The following is a 17,913-nucleotide window of genomic DNA, read 5'->3' as shown; positions in this document are numbered from 1 at the left end:
ACGCGGATTAAGTCGCATGGTGGTCAAGCCATAACAAAATGGCTGGCAGATACGAGATCGCATATCAACGATGGGGAGACACATCACCATGCAACCGAAGAATTTGAAGGCCTGGGCGATGGCGTCCACGCTCCTGACCGGTCTGGGGCTTTCCGCTCCGGCCTGGGCCCAGGAGCCTCTGGAAGAGCCGGCCGCCCCGACCCGTGACGAAGCCAGCGACATCCGCGATCAGGAAGACGTCGTTGTCGTGACCGGTACGCGTATCCGCTCGGCGAACCTCGTCGCGGTCAGCCCGGTCACCCAGATCGACGCCCAGGAGATCGCCGATCGCGGCATCCTGCGTGTCGAAGACATGATCAACACCCTGCCGCAGGCCTTCGCCGCCCAGGGTTCCAACATCTCCAACGGCGCCTCGGGTACCGCCACCGTGAACCTTCGCGGTCTCGGCTCGGTGCGCACCCTGGTGCTGCAGAACGGCCGTCGTCTGCCCTTCGGTTCGCCGATCGTCGGCGCCCAGGCCGCCGACCTCAACCAGATCCCCGGCCAGCTCATCGAGCGCGTCGAGGTCCTGACCGGCGGCGCCTCGGCGGTGTACGGTTCGGACGCGGTCTCCGGCGTCGTCAACTTCATCATGGTCGATGACTTCGAGGGTCTCGAGCTCGACGCCCAGTACAGCTTCTACCAGCACCACAACGACCACTCGATCCAGTCGCTGATCGAGGAGTTCAACGCGGCCAACCCGGACCAGTTCAGGCTGCCGGACGAGAACGTGGTGGACGGCGAGGCGGTCCAGCTTTCCGGCGTGCTCGGCGTGAACACGCCGGACGGGCGCGGCAACGCGACGGCCTACATCACCTATCGTGAAGTGAACCCGGTCTACCAGGCCAACCGCGACTACTCCGCGTGCGCCTTCGGCACCCGCAACAGCGGCACCGAGTTCACCTGCTCGGGTTCGTCGACCAACGCGGTGGCGAACTTCCTGAACCTCGGCCCGACCCGTCCGGGGACCGGCCTGTGGTTCCGCACCGACGGCTCGGAGTTCATTCCTCGGGACTTCGTAACGGACACGTTCAACTTCAACCCGTTCAACTTCTACCAGCGTCCGGACGAGCGTTACACGTTCGGCACGTTCGCCCACTACGAGTTCAATCCTCACTTCGACGTCTATACCGAACTCGGCTTCACCGACACGGTCACCAATGCCCAGATCGCCCCGTCGGGCGTGTTCGGCGGCGGCGTGGCGGGCCAGTCGGGCGGCATCCGCTGCTCGAACCCGTTCCTGACCGCGCAGCAGGTCGACTTCCTGTGCACGCAGAACGGCCTGTCCGGTGACGATGTCGCCGAAGGCGTGCTGATCCTGCGCCGCAACGTGGAAGGCGGCCCGCGCCAGAACCTGATCGAGAACACCACCTATCGCGGTGTGGTGGGCACGCGTGGCGCGTTCTTCGACACCGGCTTCGACTACGATGTCTTCGGCTCCTACGCCAGGGTCATCTATGCGAGCCGCTACCAGAACGAGCTGTCGATCCGGAAGTCCTCGCTGGCCCTCGACGCTGCCCTGGCTCCGGACGGATCGATCCAGTGCCGCGTGAACGTCGATGCCGACCCGGCCAACGACGCGCCGAGCTGCGTGCCGTACAACATCTTCTCCGGTACGCCCTCGGCGGAGTCGCTGAACTACATCACCTCGCCCCTGCAGGAGCAGGGCTCCACGACCCAGCAGGTGATCTCCGGCTCGATCTTCGGTGACCTGGCCCGCTACGGGATCCAGTCGCCGGCCGCCGACACCCCGGTCAGCATCGCGCTCGGTGCCGAGTACCGCCGCGACACCCTCGAGCGGAACCCGGACGAGGCCTACCAGTCCGGCGACGGCTTCGGTCAGGGCGGTGCGACCCTGCCGGTTTCCGGTTCGACGGATGTCTGGGAACTCTTCGGCGAGGTCCAGGTGCCGCTGGTCGAGAACCGTCCCGGCATCGAGTTCCTGAACTTCGAGGGCGCCTATCGCTTCTCGGAGTACAACACGGGGACTTCGACCGACACCTACAAGGCGGGCCTGGAATGGGGTCCGACGTCGGATCTGCGGATCCGCGCTGCCTACCAGCGTGCGGTGCGTGCGCCGAACGTGGTCGAGCTGTTCTCGCCCCAGGTGCTCGGCCTCTTCGACCTCTCTTCGGGCCCGAACGGCCTGTTCGATCCCTGCGCGGGCGACTTCGATCCGGCGACGTCTCAGCCGGCGCCGCGCGGAACTCTCGCACAGTGCCAGAACACCGGCGTGACACCGGCCCAGTACGGCAATATCGCCGACAACCCGGCCGGCCAGTTCAACACGCTCGGTGGTGGTGAGGCCGGTCTGGCTCCGGAGGTCTCCGATACCGTCACGATCGGCGTCGTGCTGACCCCGTCCATGCTGCCGGGCTTCACGCTGTCGGTCGACTATTTCGACATCACCGTCGAGGATGCGATCTCGACGATCCCGGAGTCGGCGACGCTGGAGAACTGCCTGCTGACGGGCGATCCGTTGTTCTGCTCGCTGATCAATCGGGGCGCCGGCGGGACGCTGTGGGCCAATCCGAGCGGCTTCATCACCGCGCTCAACCAGAATATCGGTGAGCTGTCGACGCAGGGCGTGGACATCGTGGCGAGCTACACCTTCGATCTGGCCGATGTCGGGTCCGAGCTCGGCGAGGTCAATTTCGAACTCGTCGGGACCTACCTCGAATCGCTCGCGGGGGTTCCGTTCCCCGGCGCAGACGAGTTCGATTGCGTCGGTTTCTACGGCGGCTCGTGCAACTCCACCTTCGGAGCCTCGAACCCGGAATGGCGCCACAAGCTGCGTGCCACCTGGATCACGCCGTGGAATTTCGATGTCACGGGCACCTGGCGCTACTTCGGGGAGGTCAACAACTTCCCGGCCGACACGCCGGTCCACGAGGTCCTGTCCGACCGGAACTGGTTCGACATCTCGGGCAGCTGGTCGCCGCGTGACGATCTGCGCTTCCGCGCCGGCGTCAACAACGTGTTCGACGAGGCTCCTCCGCTGTCGGCGGCTGTGGGCGCGGGTGCCGGCAACGGCAACACCTTCCCGCAGGTGTATGATGCTCTCGGGCGTTTCGTCTTCTTCGGCGTGAACAAGAGCTTCTAGGCCGTCGGAAACGATCGACCGAAACTGACGGGCGGCGGATTTCGATCCGCCGCCCCTTTCTTTTCACCTTCCCGGCGCCTGCGCCGGTGTGCCGGTTCACCCGTCGCTGGTCCGCACGCCGATCGACGACAGCAGCGTGCTGACCTGGGCCCGCTCGGTTTCGGAAAGCTCGGGACGCCAGATCTCGAACAGAAGGACGACCCGCTCCTTGCCGGAGCGGTTCCAGGCCTCGTGCTCGATGGAATCGTCGAAGATGAACAGCTCGCCCTCCACCCAGGGGCGGGTCTGCGAGCCGACGCGGAAGCCGCAGCCGTCCGGAACGATCAAGGGCAGGTGGCAGATCAGCCGCGTGTTGATCAATCCGTTATGGGGCGGGATGGAGGCGCCCGGCTTCAGACGGGAGAACAGGATGTTGGGGCTGGTACCCTCGATGCGTGGTATCGGCAGGTCCTGAAGGGCCTTGGCGGTCTCGGGGAAGCGGGCGACATGGTCCTCGACCGGCCGGCCGTCCTTCCAGAGATAGTAAGCGCCCCAGTCGTCATTGCCGACCATGTCGCGGTGATGCGTCACCGGGCCGGACTGGTTGGCCTCGAGATAGGGTGTGAAGGAATCCCCCTCCGCCCGCAGGGCCTCGAGCTCGCCACGGATGATCGCGGTCTTCGCTTCGAGTGTCGGGACCCAGTCGAAGTCGAGCCGGTCGTAGAACTCGATCTGGGGCAGACCCGGGAAGTAATAGCGCTTGGGTTCCTGCACGAAGATCTCGCGCCGCCCGAGCAGGATGTCGAGGGAGCGGGCGAAGCGGCTGTCCGGCTGGATGGAGGGAAAGCCGGCCTCGTCCAGGGTCTGCCTGATGCGCGCCTCGTATTCCTCCTCGAGCCGCGACTTGCGCTCGCGTATGCGCGCCAGCTCCTGCGCGAGCTGGGCGGGCAGCTGTCCGACAGTCTCCGCGACGCGCAGGGCAACCGAGTACCACTTGCCAGCGACCGCGCTGTCGCCATCGGCCTCAAAAAGGTCGCCCTTCATGATCAGGGCATGCAGGTTACGCCCGTCCAGCGCGAGCGCGTGATCGAGCGCGCGCTCCTGGGCCGCCCGGTCGCCAAGCGCCTTGCACGCATAGGCGAGGCCGATCGCGCACGCGATCTGGCGCGGATCACGCGCCAGCGCCGCGGCGAACTTCTCGGCCGCCTCCCGGTGGCGTCCGGCGTGCAATGCGGCTGCGGCGTCCTGGGCGTCCTGGCGCATATCGGCCGACTGCTGCATGTTCTGTCCCCGAATGTGATCGCGCGTTGCGGTATCGCCATCTCACCGCGCCGCCGCGGCGGGGTCAAACACGAACCGACCGCAAGACTGCGACCGGGCTGGAATTTTTTCCGGGCGGGGCTTTCTTAATCGCAAAGGCCTCGTTAAAAGACCTGCTTTCAAGACTTGGCCCGGCCGCCGGTCCCGTGCTAATGCGCGCGGCCCGGCTGGTGACGGGCGACTTTTGTTAGGGGTGTAGCTCAGCTGGTAGAGCGGCGGTCTCCAAAACCGCAGGTCGGGGGTTCGAGACCCTCCGCCCCTGCCAGTCTCTGGCAGACAAACACGGGATCAGAAGCGAGACGCATGGCGCGACAAGCAAAGACGCGACAGCCGGCCCGTTCCGGCGCGGCAGACAAGGGTGGAAGCGCAGCTTCCGCGACGCCCGCCCCTGCGCGCAAGAAGGGGTTCAACCCGCTGAAATTCCTGCGTGAAGTGCGCCAGGAAGGCCGCAAGGTCACCTGGACCTCGCGCCAGGAGACCCTCGTCTCCACCGTCATGGTGCTGATCATGGCCAGCTTTGCGGCGCTGTTCTTCTTCGCCGTCGACTCGCTGATCAGCCTGACCATCGATTTTCTGCTGGCCCTGGGAGCGTAACGCCGGATGAGCGCGAAGTGGTACATCGTCCACGCCTACTCCAACTTCGAGAAGAAGGTGGCAGAGGCGATCCGCGCCGAGGCGGAGCTGAAGGGCCTGACGGACAAGTTCGAGGAGATCCTCGTGCCGACCGAGGAGGTCACCGAGGTGCGCAAGGGCCGCAAGGTCAACACCGAGCGCAAGTATTTCCCGGGCTATGTGCTCGTGAAGATGGACATGACCGACGAGGCCTACCACCTCGTGAAGAACACGCCCAAGGTCACAGGCTTCCTCGGCTCGGGCAAGCGCCCGACCCCGGTTCCGGAAAAGGAAGTCAAGGCGATCATGGGCCAGATGGAGGAGGAGGCGGAGCGTCCGCGTCCCGCCGTCACCTACGAGATCGGCGAGACGGTCCGTGTGACCGACGGCCACTTCCAGAGCTTCTCCGGGATCGTCGAGGACGTCGATGACGGACGTGGCATCCTGAAGGTGGCGATCAACATTTTCGGCCGGGCGACCCCGGTCGAGCTCGAATACGGCCAGGTGGAAAAAGCCAGCTGACCGTGAAACCGGTGCGGGAGGGTCCGGGAAGTCCATTCCGGATCTGCATACCGCGCCGCCCGCCGCCGCATCCGCGGCGTTTTTGAAGCGGCCGTTCCGTTCGGGGCGGTCACAGGAGTAGAGGGATATGGCGAAGAAGATCACAGGTTACATCAACCTGCAGGTTCCCGCCGGCGCGGCCAACCCGTCGCCGCCGATCGGTCCGGCGCTGGGTCAGCGCGGCGTGAACATCATGGAATTCTGCAAGGCGTTCAACGCGAAGACCCAGGAGATGGAGAAGGGGATCCCGATCCCCACGACCATCACGGTCTACCAGGACAAGTCCTTCACCTTCGTCACGAAGACGCCGCCGGCGAGCTTCCTTCTGAAGAAGGCGGCCGGCGTGCAGAAGGGTTCGGGCGAGACCGGCAAGGGCTTCATCGGCAAGGTGACGCGCACCCAGTGCCGCGAAATCGCCGAGACCAAGATGAAGGATCTCAACGCGGTCGATCTCGACGCGGCCACCAGGATCATCGAGGGCTCCGCGCGCTCGATGGGCCTCGAAGTGACGGAGTAAGGCGCCATGGCGAAAGTTGCAAAACGTATCGCGGCGGCCCGCGAGGGAATCGACCCGCGCAAGCTCTACACGCTCGACGAGGCGGTGAAGCTGGTCAAGGAACGGGCGACGGCGAAGTTCGACGAGACGGTCGAGATCGCCGTCAATCTCGGTGTCGACCCGCGTCACGCCGACCAGATGGTGCGCGGCGTGGTCTCGCTGCCGAACGGCACCGGCCGCTCGGTGCGCGTGGCCGTGTTCGCCAAGGGCCCGAAGGCCGACGAGGCCCAGAAGGCCGGTGCCGACGTGGTCGGCGCGGAGGACCTGGTCGAGCAGATCCAGGCCGGCAACATCAATTTCGACAAGGTCATCGCCACCCCGGACATGATGCCGCTCGTCGGGCGCCTGGGTAAGGTGCTCGGCCCGCGCGGCATGATGCCGAACCCGAAGGTCGGCACGGTGACCATGGACGTCGCCAAGGCGGTGCAGGATTCCAAGGGTGGCGCGGTCGAGTTCCGCGTCGAGAAGAACGGCATCGTGCACTGCGGCGTCGGCAAGGCGAGCTTCGGTGAGAAGGCGCTGAGCGAGAACATCCGCGCCCTGCTCGATGCGCTCCTGAAGGCCAAGCCGTCGGGCGCCAAGGGCCAGTACGTGAAGAAGATCGCGCTCAGCTCCACGATGGGGCCGGGCGTCAGGATCGACACCTCAGAAGCGTCCGCGACCGCCGCGGCTGCCTGACGAGGCCGAGAGTTTCCCGCCGGCCCGGGCTGCCGGGCTGGCGGGCAGTACGGCAAGGGGCCATCCGGTTCCCGCGCCGTACGACCTGTCCGAGATCACAGGGGGTGCTCTGAAACGGGTGCCTTAATCCCTTCGACGGGCCCTGGGTGAGACAGAGCAAGAACCCGAACGTTCCAACGCGTTGGAGCGGTCGGTTCGAGCCCTGGGACAGGAATGCGCTCACCGGGGCGCGTCTTCGTCCGCAAGGGCACGGGACGCATCGCGGCGGGCGCCTTTCACCGGGCCGCTCGTGGTGAGCGGCTCGAAACAGGGAGACCGCAAATGGATCGCCAGACCAAGGAAGCGACCGTTGAAGAGCTGAAGAGCGTCTTCGCGGGTAGCGGATCCGTGGTCCTTGCCCACTATTCGGGCATGACCGTTGCGGAAATGACCGAGCTGCGCGCCAAGCTTCGCGAGGCGGGCGGCACGTTCAAGGTGGTTCGCAACCGCCTCGCCAAGATCGCGCTCCAGGGGCAACCCGGAGAGAAGGCTGCCCACATGTTCACCGGACCTGTCGGCATCGCCTACTCCGAGGACTTCGTGTCCGCCCCCAAGGTCGCGGTGGAGTACGCCAAGGGGAACGACAAGTTCGCCATCCTCGGCGGCTTCATGGACGAGGAGGTGTTCGACGCCAAGGGTATCGAGGCGCTGTCCAAGATGCCTTCGCGCGAAGAGCTCATCGGGACCATCGTCGGCCGTCTTCTCGGCCAGGCGGGCGAGATCGTCTCGCGCGTCAATGCGCCCGGCCAGACCCTGGCCGGCTGCATTCAGGTCATCGCAGAGAAGGCCGAAGCCTAGGTCATTTACCCGCATTCGAACTGACACTCCAACCAAGGATGAAATCCAATGGCTGACGTAGCTAAACTTGCTGAAGAACTCCTGGGCCTGACCATTCTGGAAGCCAAGGAACTCAACGACATCCTCGAAGAAAAGGGCATCAAGCCGGCCGCCGCTGCGGTCGCCATGGCGCCTGCCGCCGCCGGTGAAGCCGGCCCGGCTGCCGAGGAAAAGGACGAGTTCGACGTGATCCTCGTCTCCGCGGGCGACAAGAAGATCAACGTGATCAAGGAAGTCCGCGCGATCACGGGTCTCGGCCTGAAGGAAGCGAAGGATCTCGTGGAAGCCGGTGGCAAGGCCGTCAAGGAAGGCGCCAACAAGGCCGAAGCCGAAGAGATCAAGAAGAAGCTCGAAGAGGCCGGCGCCAAGGTCGAGCTGAAGTAAGCCGTTCGCGGAGCGCATGACTGCGATCCGGGAACGCGACGGTGTTTGACGGGCGCGCGGGGCTTTTCCCGCGCGCCCGTCGAGCCGTTTCTGGAATTTCGCCCGCCGTTTCGTCCCGTCCCGGGAGCGGCAGGGCCGGTCCGCCATCCCCCTCGGCGGGCCGTTTCAAAGGGATGGAGAGGGGCCGCGGCAGTCGCGGCTCTTACGGAAGGCGCAAGGCCATAGGCCTTGAAGGGAGCGGAAATGGGTCTGTCGTTCACCGGCAAGAAGCGCATTCGCAAGTCGTTCGGGCGTATCCCCGAAGCGGTCGAGATGCCGAACCTCATCGAGGTTCAGAAACATTCCTACGACCAGTTCCTGATGAAGGACATGGACGCGGCGTCGCGCCCCGACGAAGGGCTGCAGGCGGTGTTCAAGTCCGTCTTCCCGGTCAAGGACTTCTCCGAGCGCGCGGTGCTGGAGTTCGTGAACTACGAGTTCGAGGCGCCCAAGTACGACGTCGACGAGTGCATGCAGCGTGACATCACCTATGCCGCGCCGCTGAAGGTGAAGATGCGCCTCATCGTGTTCGATGTGGACGAGGAAACCGGCGCTCGCTCGGTCAAGGACATCAAGGAGCAGGACGTCTACATGGGCGATATCCCGCTCATGACCGACAAGGGCACCTTCATCGTCAACGGCACCGAGCGCGTCATCGTCTCCCAGATGCACCGCAGCCCCGGCGTGTTCTTCGACCACGACAAGGGCAAGACCCACGCGTCGGGCAAGTACCTCTTCGCCGCGCGCATCATCCCCTATCGCGGTTCCTGGCTGGATTTCGAGTTCGACGCCAAGGACATCGTCCACGTGCGCATCGACCGCCGCCGCAAGCTGCCGGCGACGACGCTGCTCTATGCGCTGGGCCTCGACCGTGAGGAGATCCTCGCCACCTTCTACGACCGCATCAGCTTCGAGCGCACCAAGAAGGGCTGGACCATGCCCTTCTTCAAGGAGCGCTGGCGCGGGGCCAAGCCGCAGCGAGACCTGATCGACGCCAAGACGGGCGAAGTCGTCGCCCCGGCCGGCAAGAAGATCTCCGCGCGCGCGGCCAACAAGCTCGCCGAGGACGGTGTCGAGAAGCTCGTCGTGGCCACCGACGACCTGATCGGCCGCTTCGCCGCGGAAGACATCGTGAATCTCGAAACCGGCGAGATCTTCATCGAGGCCGGCGACGAGTTCACCGAGGAGAGCCTGAAGGAGATCGAGGAAGCGGGCATCGACACGCTCGAGGTCCTCGATATCGACGGCGTCAATGTCGGCGGCTACATGCGCCAGACCCTGGCGGTGGACAAGAACGAGTCCCGCGAGCAGGCGCTGGTGGACATCTACCGCGTCATGCGCCCGGGCGAGCCGCCGACCCCGGAGACGGCCGAAGCGCTGTTCCAGGGCCTGTTCTTCGACCCGGAACGCTACGACCTGTCCCCGGTCGGCCGCGTCAAGATGAACATGCGCCTCGATCTCGACGCGGAAGACACCGTGCGCGTGCTGCGCAAGGAAGACATCCTCGCCGTGCTCAAGACCCTCGTCGGCCTGCGCGACGGCAAGGGCGAGATCGACGACATCGACAATCTGGGCAACCGGCGCGTGCGCTCGGTCGGCGAGCTGATGGAAAATCAGTACCGCATCGGCCTGCTGCGCATGGAGCGTGCGATCAAGGAGCGCATGAGCTCGGTCGATATCGAGACCGTGATGCCGCACGACCTCGTCAACGCGAAGCCGGCCGCGGCCGCGGTGCGCGAGTTCTTCGGCTCCTCCCAGCTCTCCCAGTTCATGGACCAGACCAACCCGCTCTCGGAAGTCACCCACAAGCGCCGCATGTCGGCGCTCGGGCCGGGCGGTCTCACCCGTGAGCGTGCGGGCTTCGAGGTGCGCGACGTGCACCCGACCCACTATGGCCGGATCTGCCCGATCGAGACGCCGGAAGGCCCGAATATCGGCCTCATCAACTCGCTCTCGACCTATGCGCGGGTCAACAAGTACGGCTTCATCGAGAGCCCGTACCGCAAGGTGGAGAACGGCAAGCTCACCGACCAGGTGGACTATCTCTCCGCCATGCAGGAGGCGAAGTACAACATCGCCCAGGCCAACGCGACGGTGAACGATAAGGGCGAGCTGGCGAACGAGTTCGTCAACTGCCGCATCGGGCCCGGCCGCGACGCGACCCTGATCCCGCGCGAGGACGTGGACTATATCGACGTCTCGCCGAAGCAGGTCGTCTCCGTCGCCGCTGCGCTCATCCCGTTCCTGGAGAACGACGACGCCAACCGCGCCCTGATGGGCTCGAACATGCAGCGTCAGGCCGTGCCGCTCCTGAAGGCCGAGGCCCCGCTCGTGGGCACCGGCATGGAATCGGTCGTGGCCCGCGATTCCGGTTCGGCCATCGCGGCGCGCCGCGACGGCGTGGTGGAGCAGGTCGACGCGATGCGTATCGTCGTGCGTGCGACCGGCGACATCGAGGCCACGGCCTCGGGCGTCGACATCTACCGCCTGGCAAAGTTCCAGCGCTCCAACCAGTCGACCTGCATCACCCAGCGTCCGATCGTGAAGGTCGGCGACCAGGTGAAGGCGGGCGACATCATCGCCGACGGTCCCTCGACCGATCTCGGCGAGCTGGCGCTCGGGCGCAACGTGCTCGTCGCCTTCATGCCCTGGAACGGCTACAACTTCGAGGACTCCATCCTCATCTCCGAGCGTATCGTGCGCGATGACGTCTTCACCTCGATCCACATCGAGGAGTTCGAGGTCATGGCCCGCGACACCAAGCTCGGCCCCGAGGAGATCACCCGCGACATCCCGAACGTCGGCGAGGAAGCCCTGCGCAATCTCGACGAGGCGGGCATCGTGGCGATCGGCGCCGAGGTGGAAGCCGGCGACATCCTGGTCGGCAAGGTGACCCCGAAGGGCGAAAGCCCGATGACGCCGGAGGAGAAGCTCCTGCGCGCGATTTTCGGGGAGAAGGCGTCCGACGTGCGCGACACCTCGCTGCGTCTGCCGCCGGGCACCTCGGGCACGATCGTGGAAGTGCGCGTGTTCAACCGCCACGGCATCGAGAAGGACGAGCGCGCGATCACGATCGAGCGCGAGGAGATCGAGCGCCTGGGCAAGGACCGCGACGACGAGCTGGCGATCCTGGAGCGCGACATCTTCTCGCGCCTGAAGGACATCCTCATCGGCAGGAAGGCAGTTTCCGGCCCGCGCGGCTTCAAGAAGGGCGACGTCACCGAGGAGAGCCTCGAGGAAGTGCCCCAGTCGCAGTGGTGGAAGATCGGCCTGGAAGACGAGAAGGCGATGGCCGAGGTCGAGGCGCTGAAGAAGCAGTTCGACGAGTCCAAGGCCCGGCTCGACCGGCGCTTCGAGGACAAGGTCGAGAAGCTGCAGCGCGGCGACGAGATGCCTCCGGGCGTGATGAAGATGGTCAAGGTCTTCGTCGCGGTGAAGCGCAAGCTCCAGCCCGGCGACAAGATGGCCGGCCGTCACGGCAACAAGGGCGTCATCTCCAAGATCAACCCGATCGAGGACATGCCCTTCCTGGAAGACGGCACGCCGGTCGACATCGTGCTGAACCCGCTGGGCGTGCCCTCGCGCATGAACGTGGGCCAGATCCTGGAGACGCACCTGGGCTGGGCCTGCAAGGGCCTCGGCCGCCAGATCGGCGAGGCCTACGAGGCCTTCATGCGCGACGGCAAGGCCGATGCGCTGAAGAAGCAGCTCAAGCTGGCCTATGGCGACGACCAGGAACTGCCCGAGGACGAGAGCGATCTCGCCGAACTCGGCCGCAATCTCGCCAACGGCGTTCCGATCGCCACGCCCGTCTTCGACGGCGCGCGCGAGCCGGACATCGTGGAGATGCTGAAGGCGGCCGGCATGGACGAGAGCGGCCAGGTCGTACTCTATGACGGCCAGACCGGCGAGGCCTTCAAGCGCAAGGTCACGGTGGGCATCAAGCACCTGCTGAAGCTCCACCACCTCGTGGACGACAAGATCCACGCGCGCTCGATCGGCCCGTACTCGCTCGTCACCCAGCAGCCGCTGGGCGGCAAGGCGCAGTTCGGCGGCCAGCGCTTCGGCGAGATGGAAGTCTGGGCCCTGCAGGTCTACGGCGCTGCCTACACCCTGCAGGAGATGCTGACCGTGAAGTCGGACGACGTCGCGGGCCGCACCAAGGTCTACGAGGCCATCGTGCGCGGCGACGACACGTTCGAGGCCGGCATCCCGGAGAGCTTCAACGTGCTCGTCAAGGAAATGCGCTCGCTCGGTCTCAACGTCGAGCTGGTCAACGAGTAATCGCCCTCGGGCGTCAACCGTGAATAGGCGGCGGGGTCCACCCCTCCCGAAGGCCTCGCCGCCGCCACCGTCAAGGAGACGGATCCCATGAACCAAGAGGTCATGAACATCTTCAACCCGTCCGCCGAGGGCCCGTCCTTCGACCGGATCCGGATCTCGCTGTCCAGCCCGGAGAAGATCCTCTCCTGGTCCTACGGCGAGGTGAAGAAGCCCGAGACGATCAACTACCGGACCTTCAAGCCGGAGCGCGACGGCCTGTTCGGCGCGCGCATCTTCGGCCCGGTGAAGGACTACGAGTGCCTGTGCGGCAAGTACAAGCGCATCAAGTACAAGGGCATCGTCTGCGAGAAGTGCGGCGTGGAGGTCACCCTCCAGCGCGTGCGCCGCGAGCGCATGGGCCATATCGAGCTGGCCGCCCCGGTCGCCCACATCTGGTTCCTGAAGTCGCTCCCGTCCCGGATCGCGCTCATGCTGGACATGGCGCTCAAGGACGTCGAGCGCGTGCTCTACTTCGAGAGCTACATCGTCACCGAGCCCGGCCTCACCCCGATGCAGCAGAACCAGCTGCTGACCGAGGAGGAGTATTACGAGGCGGTCGACGAGTACGGTGAGGACGCCTTCACCGCCGGCATCGGCGCGGAAGCCATCCGCGAGATTCTCCAGGCCATGGACCTGGAGAAGGAAGCCGAGCGCATGCGCGAGGAGATGAAGGAGACCGGCTCGGAGCTGAAGCTGAAGAAGCTCTCCAAGCGCCTGAAGATCGTCGAGAACTTCATGGCCTCGGGCAACCGTCCCGAGTGGATGATCATGACCGTCGTTCCGGTCATCCCGCCGGAACTGCGCCCGCTCGTGCCCCTAGACGGCGGCCGCTTCGCGACGTCGGATCTGAACGATCTCTACCGCCGGGTCATCAACCGCAACAACCGCCTCAAGCGCCTGATCGAGCTGCGCGCGCCGGACATCATCATCCGCAACGAGAAGCGGATGCTGCAGGAAGCCGTCGACGCGCTGTTCGACAACGGCCGCCGCGGCCGGGTGATCACGGGCGCGAACAAGCGTCCGCTGAAATCGCTCGCCGACATGCTCAAGGGCAAGCAGGGCCGGTTCCGCCAGAACCTGCTCGGCAAGCGCGTCGACTATTCGGGCCGCTCGGTCATCGTGGTCGGCCCGGAGCTGAAGCTGCACCAGTGCGGCCTGCCCAAGAAGATGGCGCTCGAGCTGTTCAAGCCGTTCATCTACGCGCGCCTGGACGCAAAGGGACTGTCGGGAACGGTCAAGCAGTCGAAGAAACTGGTCGAGAAGGAGCGTCCGGAGGTCTGGGACGTGCTCGATGAGGTCATTCGCGAGCACCCGGTCCTCTTGAACCGCGCGCCGACCCTGCACCGTCTCGGCATCCAGGCCTTCGAGCCCAAGCTGATCGAGGGCAAGGCGATCCAGCTGCACCCGCTGGTCTGCGCCGCGTTCAACGCCGACTTCGACGGCGACCAGATGGCCGTGCACGTCCCGCTGAGCCTGGAGGCCCAGCTGGAAGCGCGCGTGCTGATGATGAGCACCAACAACATCCTGTCGCCCGCCAACGGCAAGCCGATCATCGTGCCGTCCCAGGACATCGTTCTCGGGCTCTACTACCTGTCCATCGCCAAGGACGGCGAGCCGGGCGAGGGGATGGTGTTCGGCTCGATGGCCGAGATCGACGCCGCGCTCGATGGCGGCATCATCACGCTGCACACCAAGATCAAGGCGCGCTACGAGGGCGTGGACGAACAGGGCAATCCGAAAGCCAGCGTCATCGACACGACGCCGGGCCGGATGAAGGTGCTCGAGCACCTGCCCAGGCACCCGCTGCTCTCGCCGGACCTGCTGGCCGACCTGCTGACCAAGAAGGCGATCGGCAACCTGATCGATCAGGTCTATCGCCACACCGGCCAGAAGGCGACGGTGATCTTCTGCGACCAGATCATGGCCCTGGGCTTCAAGGAAGCGGCCCGCGCCGGCATCTCGTTCGGCAAGGACGACATGCTGATCCCGGACGCGAAGGCCGATCTCGTCGGCGAGACCCGCGCGCTCGTGGCCGACTACGAGCAGCAGTATGTCGACGGCCTGATCACCAAGGGCGAGAAGTACAACAAGGTGGTCGACGCCTGGGCGAAGTGCACCGACAAGGTCGCCGACGCCATGATGGAAGAGATCTCCAAGCCCATCAAAGGCGGCGACGGCCGCGAGGGCGAGGTGAACTCGGTCTACATGATGGCCCACTCCGGCGCGCGCGGTTCGAAGAACCAGATGAAGCAGCTCGCCGGCATGCGCGGCCTGATGGCCCGTCCGGACGGCTCGATCATCGAGACGCCGATCATCTCGAACTTCAAGGAAGGCCTGACCGTCCTCGAATACTTCAACTCCACCCACGGCGCCCGTAAGGGCCTCGCGGACACGGCGCTGAAGACCGCCAACTCGGGCTACCTGACCCGCCGTCTCGTCGACGTGGCGCAGGACTGCATCGTCAACGAGGACGATTGCGGGACTTCGGACGGCATCGAGATGGCTGCCGTGGTCGATGGCGGCGAGGTGGTTGCCTCGCTCGCCTCGCGCATTCTCGGCCGCACCTCGGCCGAAGAGATCAAGGATCCGGCAACCGGCGACCTCATCGCCACGGCGGACACCTATCTCGACGAGGATCTGTGCGCGGCGATCGAGAAGGCCGGCGTGGTCTCGGTCAAGGTGCGCTCCCCGCTCACCTGCGAAACCCGCATGGGCGTGTGCGCCACCTGCTACGGGCGTGACCTGGCGCGCGGCACCCGCGTGAACATGGGCGAGGCGATCGGCGTGATCGCGGCCCAGTCCATCGGCGAGCCGGGCACCCAGCTGACGATGCGGACCTTCCATATCGGCGGTACCGCCCAGGTCTCCGAGCAGTCCTTCATCGAGGCGACGCACGAAGGCAAGATCGCCTTCAAGGACCGCTCCACGGTGAAGAACTCCGAGGGCGCCTTCATCGTGATGAGCCGCAACATGCAGGTCGCGGTCGTCGATTCCGAGGGCAAGGAGCGCGAGAGCTACAAGATGCCCTACGGCGCCAAGCTGCGCGTGGACGAGGGCGACACCGTCAAGCGCGGCCAGCGGATCGTCGAGTGGGACCCGTACACGGTCCCGATCGTCACCGAGGTCGGCGGCAAGGTGAAGTTCATCGACGTGCTCGAGGGCATCTCGGTCAAGGAAGAGACCGACGAGGCCACCGGCATCGCCTCGAAAGTCGTCATCGACTGGCGCGGCACGACCTCGAAGTCGGGCTCGATCCAGCCGGCCGTGGTGGTCAGCGACGAGAAGGGCGATCCGGTCAAGCTGCCCTCCGGCTCTCCGGCGAACTACATGCTGTCGGTGGGCGCCATCCTGTCGGTCTCCGACGGGGACGAGGTCCAGCCCGGTGACATCATCGCGCGTATCCCGACCGAGGGCGCCAAGACCCGCGACATCACCGGCGGTCTGCCGCGTGTGGCGGAGCTGTTCGAAGCGCGCCGTCCGAAGGATCACGCCATCATCGCCGAGATGACCGGCCGTGTGGAATTCGGGCGCGACTACAAGAACAAGCGCAAGATCAAGATCACGCCGGAAGAGGAGGGCGCGGAAGCGGTCGAATACCTGGTCCCGAAGGGCAAGCACCTCACGGTCCAGGAAGGCGACGTTATCCGCCGCGGCGAGTTCCTGATGGACGGCAACCCGGCCCCGCACGACATCCTGCGGATCCTGGGCGTCGAGCCGCTGGCCAACTATCTCATCAACGAGATCCAGGAGGTCTACCGGCTGCAGGGCGTGCCGATCAACGACAAGCACATCGAGGTGATCGTCCGCCAGATGCTGCAGAAGATCGAGATCTCCGATCCGGGCGATTCCACCTTCCTGGCCGGGGAGCAGGTCGACAAGATCGAGTTCCTCGAGACCAACGAGGCGCTGGAGAAGGCGAAGAAGAAGCCGGCCGTGGGCGAGCCCGTCCTCCTGGGCATCACCAAGGCGAGCCTGCAGACGCGCTCCTTCATCTCCGCGGCCTCGTTCCAGGAGACCACCCGCGTGCTCACCGAAGCTGCCGTCCAGGGCAAGGTGGACATGCTGGAGGGCCTCAAGGAGAACGTCATCGTCGGCCGTCTCATCCCGGCGGGCACCGGCGGGGTGATGCGCGAGTACCAGTCGGTTGCCGACAAGCGCGACCGCGATCGCCTGGAAGAGCAGCGCGCTGCGGCCGAGACCGGCGAGGAAGCCCTTCCCGCCGAGATCGAGGAAGCGGCCCGCGAGGAGAAGGGCGAGGAGTAGTCGCCCCGAGCCTTCCGGTCAGGAAACGGAACAGCCCGCCGGCCACCGCCGGCGGGCTTTTCCTTGGATGCGGGCCCTGCAAATCCCGCATCATACACCGCTTGACGTATTCGAGTCGCGACAGTAGGTTCCGCGCTCGTTTTCGGAGGCGAGCCGTAATCCGCGTCAGCGCGCATTATACGTCGCCCGAAACAACGACAGTTTTCGACATCCGATCGCGGCCGGGAGGGAACTCTCGTCCAAGATCGGTTTTACGCGTTCGCCGCCCTGCCGGGCGGAAACGCCTCAGCGGGATTAGGAACGGACGAGAGCCGGATGCCCACAGTCAATCAGCTCATCCGCAAGCCGCGGAAAGACAAGCCCAAGCGTAACAAGGTGCCGGCCCTGCAGGCCTGCCCGCAGCGTCGGGGTGTGTGCACGCGCGTGTACACCACGACGCCGAAGAAGCCGAACTCCGCGCTTCGCAAGGTGGCCAAGGTGCGCCTGACGAACGGCTACGAGGTCGTGAGCTACATCCCGGGTGAAGGCCATAACCTTCAGGAGCACTCCGTCGTGCTCATCCGCGGCGGCCGCGTGAAGGACCTTCCCGGCGTGCGTTACCACATTCTGCGCGGCGTGCTGGACACCCAGGGCGTCAAGGATCGCCGCCAGCGCCGTTCGAAATACGGCGCCAAGCGTCCGAAATAAGGAGAGGCAGCGATGTCCCGTCGTCACCGCGCCGAGAAGCGCGAAATCTTCCCGGACCCGAAGTTCGGCGATCGCGATCTGACCAAGTTCATGAACTACATCATGCGCGACGGTAAGAAGTCCGCGGCCGAGAGCATCATCTACGGTGCGCTCGAGCTGGTCGAGCAGAAGGCCAAGCGCGAGCCCGTGCGCGTCTTCCACGAAGCGCTGGAAAACGTTGCGCCGGAAATCGAAGTGCGCTCGCGCCGCGTCGGCGGTGCCACCTACCAGGTGCCGGTCGAGGTGCGCCCGGAGCGCCGCAAGGCGCTGGCCATCCGCTGGCTCGCCGCCGCCGCCAACGGCCGCAACGAGAACACCATGCGCGAGCGTCTCGCCGCGGAACTTATGGACGCCTCGTCGAACCGGGGCACGGCCGTGAAGAAGCGGGAAGACACCCACCGCATGGCCGAAGCCAACCGCGCGTTCTCGCACTACCGCTGGTAAGACACGCCTG

At 65.6% G+C, this 17,913-nt stretch carries 12 protein-coding genes and 1 tRNA gene; 12 read left to right on the top strand and 1 reads right to left on the bottom strand.

From position 1 onward, the window contains the following. Nucleotides 1-88: 88 nt before the first annotated feature. Entirely contained in the window at nt 89-3,142 is a 3,054-nt protein-coding gene (locus tag JW792_RS06670) for a TonB-dependent receptor domain-containing protein (RefSeq protein ID WP_206340922.1), read from the top strand. A 96-nt stretch (nt 3,143-3,238) separates the two neighbouring features. On the opposite strand, the gene JW792_RS06665 is transcribed toward JW792_RS06670, so the two are convergent. Beyond that, nucleotides 3,239-4,402, bottom strand: a complete 1,164-nt coding sequence (locus tag JW792_RS06665) for an aspartyl/asparaginyl beta-hydroxylase domain-containing protein (protein ID WP_135997597.1) — start codon at nt 4,400-4,402, stop codon at nt 3,239-3,241. Between the two features lie 228 nt (nt 4,403-4,630). Here JW792_RS06665 and JW792_RS06660 point away from each other — a divergent pair. From JW792_RS06660 to rpsG, 11 genes are all read left to right on the top strand, one after another. Next, nucleotides 4,631-4,706: transfer RNA gene (locus JW792_RS06660), tRNA-Trp, on the top strand. Nucleotides 4,707-4,744: 38 nt separating this feature from the next. Further along, nucleotides 4,745-5,035 (top strand): preprotein translocase subunit SecE, encoded by a 291-nt coding sequence (gene secE, locus JW792_RS06655; RefSeq protein ID WP_135997598.1) that lies wholly within the window; start codon nt 4,745-4,747, stop codon nt 5,033-5,035. A gap of 6 nt (nt 5,036-5,041) precedes the next feature. Continuing rightward, complete coding sequence (gene nusG / locus JW792_RS06650) at nt 5,042-5,575, top strand: transcription termination/antitermination protein NusG (protein ID WP_135997599.1); 534 nt, start codon at nt 5,042-5,044, stop codon at nt 5,573-5,575. 127 nt (nt 5,576-5,702) lie between these two features. Continuing rightward, nucleotides 5,703-6,131 (top strand): 50S ribosomal protein L11, encoded by a 429-nt coding sequence (gene rplK / locus JW792_RS06645; protein ID WP_135997600.1) that lies wholly within the window; start codon nt 5,703-5,705, stop codon nt 6,129-6,131. A 6-nt stretch (nt 6,132-6,137) separates the two neighbouring features. Beyond that, entirely contained in the window at nt 6,138-6,848 is a 711-nt protein-coding gene (gene rplA, locus JW792_RS06640; RefSeq protein ID WP_135997601.1) for a 50S ribosomal protein L1, read from the top strand. A gap of 321 nt (nt 6,849-7,169) precedes the next feature. Then, on the top strand, nt 7,170-7,685 hold the full coding sequence (gene rplJ / locus JW792_RS06635) for a 50S ribosomal protein L10 (protein WP_135997602.1): 516 nt from the start codon (nt 7,170-7,172) through the stop codon (nt 7,683-7,685). A 48-nt stretch (nt 7,686-7,733) separates the two neighbouring features. Continuing rightward, nucleotides 7,734-8,108 (top strand): 50S ribosomal protein L7/L12, encoded by a 375-nt coding sequence (rplL, locus tag JW792_RS06630; protein WP_135997603.1) that lies wholly within the window; start codon nt 7,734-7,736, stop codon nt 8,106-8,108. Between the two features lie 243 nt (nt 8,109-8,351). Next, the gene (gene rpoB, locus JW792_RS06625; protein ID WP_135997604.1) at nt 8,352-12,431 is read left to right on the top strand and encodes a DNA-directed RNA polymerase subunit beta; all 4,080 of its coding nucleotides are present in this window, start codon (nt 8,352-8,354) and stop codon (nt 12,429-12,431) included. An 87-nt stretch (nt 12,432-12,518) separates the two neighbouring features. Further along, complete coding sequence (rpoC, locus tag JW792_RS06620) at nt 12,519-16,733, top strand: DNA-directed RNA polymerase subunit beta' (protein WP_135997605.1); 4,215 nt, start codon at nt 12,519-12,521, stop codon at nt 16,731-16,733. A 315-nt stretch (nt 16,734-17,048) separates the two neighbouring features. Then, nucleotides 17,049-17,420: a 30S ribosomal protein S12 gene (gene rpsL, locus JW792_RS06615; protein WP_009801142.1), complete on the top strand. Its 372-nt coding sequence runs from the start codon at nt 17,049-17,051 to the stop codon at nt 17,418-17,420. 12 nt (nt 17,421-17,432) lie between these two features. Next, nucleotides 17,433-17,903, top strand: coding sequence for a 30S ribosomal protein S7 (rpsG, locus tag JW792_RS06610; RefSeq protein WP_135997606.1), 471 nt, complete (start codon nt 17,433-17,435; stop codon nt 17,901-17,903). Nucleotides 17,904-17,913 lie beyond the last annotated feature (10 nt).

The organism is Marinicauda algicola, assembly GCF_017161425.1.
Lineage (GTDB): Bacteria > Pseudomonadota > Alphaproteobacteria > Caulobacterales > Maricaulaceae > Marinicauda > Marinicauda algicola.
Note: the sequence above shows the minus strand (reverse complement) of the source record. Positions and strands in the feature narration are given on the sequence as shown.

Excerpts from the sequence above, each read along its gene's own strand:
- rplK (WP_135997600.1), top strand. The coding sequence starts at position 5,703 with ATGGCGAAGAAGATCACAGGTTACATCAACCTGCAGGTTCCCGCCGGC.
- rpoC (WP_135997605.1), top strand. The coding sequence starts at position 12,519 with ATGAACCAAGAGGTCATGAACATCTTCAACCCGTCCGCCGAGGGCCCG.
- secE (WP_135997598.1), top strand. The coding sequence starts at position 4,745 with ATGGCGCGACAAGCAAAGACGCGACAGCCGGCCCGTTCCGGCGCGGCA.
- nusG (WP_135997599.1), top strand. The coding sequence starts at position 5,042 with ATGAGCGCGAAGTGGTACATCGTCCACGCCTACTCCAACTTCGAGAAG.
- rpsG (WP_135997606.1), top strand. The coding sequence starts at position 17,433 with ATGTCCCGTCGTCACCGCGCCGAGAAGCGCGAAATCTTCCCGGACCCG.
- rplL (WP_135997603.1), top strand. The coding sequence starts at position 7,734 with ATGGCTGACGTAGCTAAACTTGCTGAAGAACTCCTGGGCCTGACCATT.
- JW792_RS06665 (WP_135997597.1), bottom strand. The coding sequence starts at position 4,402 with ATGCAGCAGTCGGCCGATATGCGCCAGGACGCCCAGGACGCCGCAGCC.
- JW792_RS06670 (WP_206340922.1), top strand. The coding sequence starts at position 89 with ATGCAACCGAAGAATTTGAAGGCCTGGGCGATGGCGTCCACGCTCCTG.
- rpoB (WP_135997604.1), top strand. The coding sequence starts at position 8,352 with ATGGGTCTGTCGTTCACCGGCAAGAAGCGCATTCGCAAGTCGTTCGGG.
- rplA (WP_135997601.1), top strand. The coding sequence starts at position 6,138 with ATGGCGAAAGTTGCAAAACGTATCGCGGCGGCCCGCGAGGGAATCGAC.
- rpsL (WP_009801142.1), top strand. The coding sequence starts at position 17,049 with ATGCCCACAGTCAATCAGCTCATCCGCAAGCCGCGGAAAGACAAGCCC.
- rplJ (WP_135997602.1), top strand. The coding sequence starts at position 7,170 with ATGGATCGCCAGACCAAGGAAGCGACCGTTGAAGAGCTGAAGAGCGTC.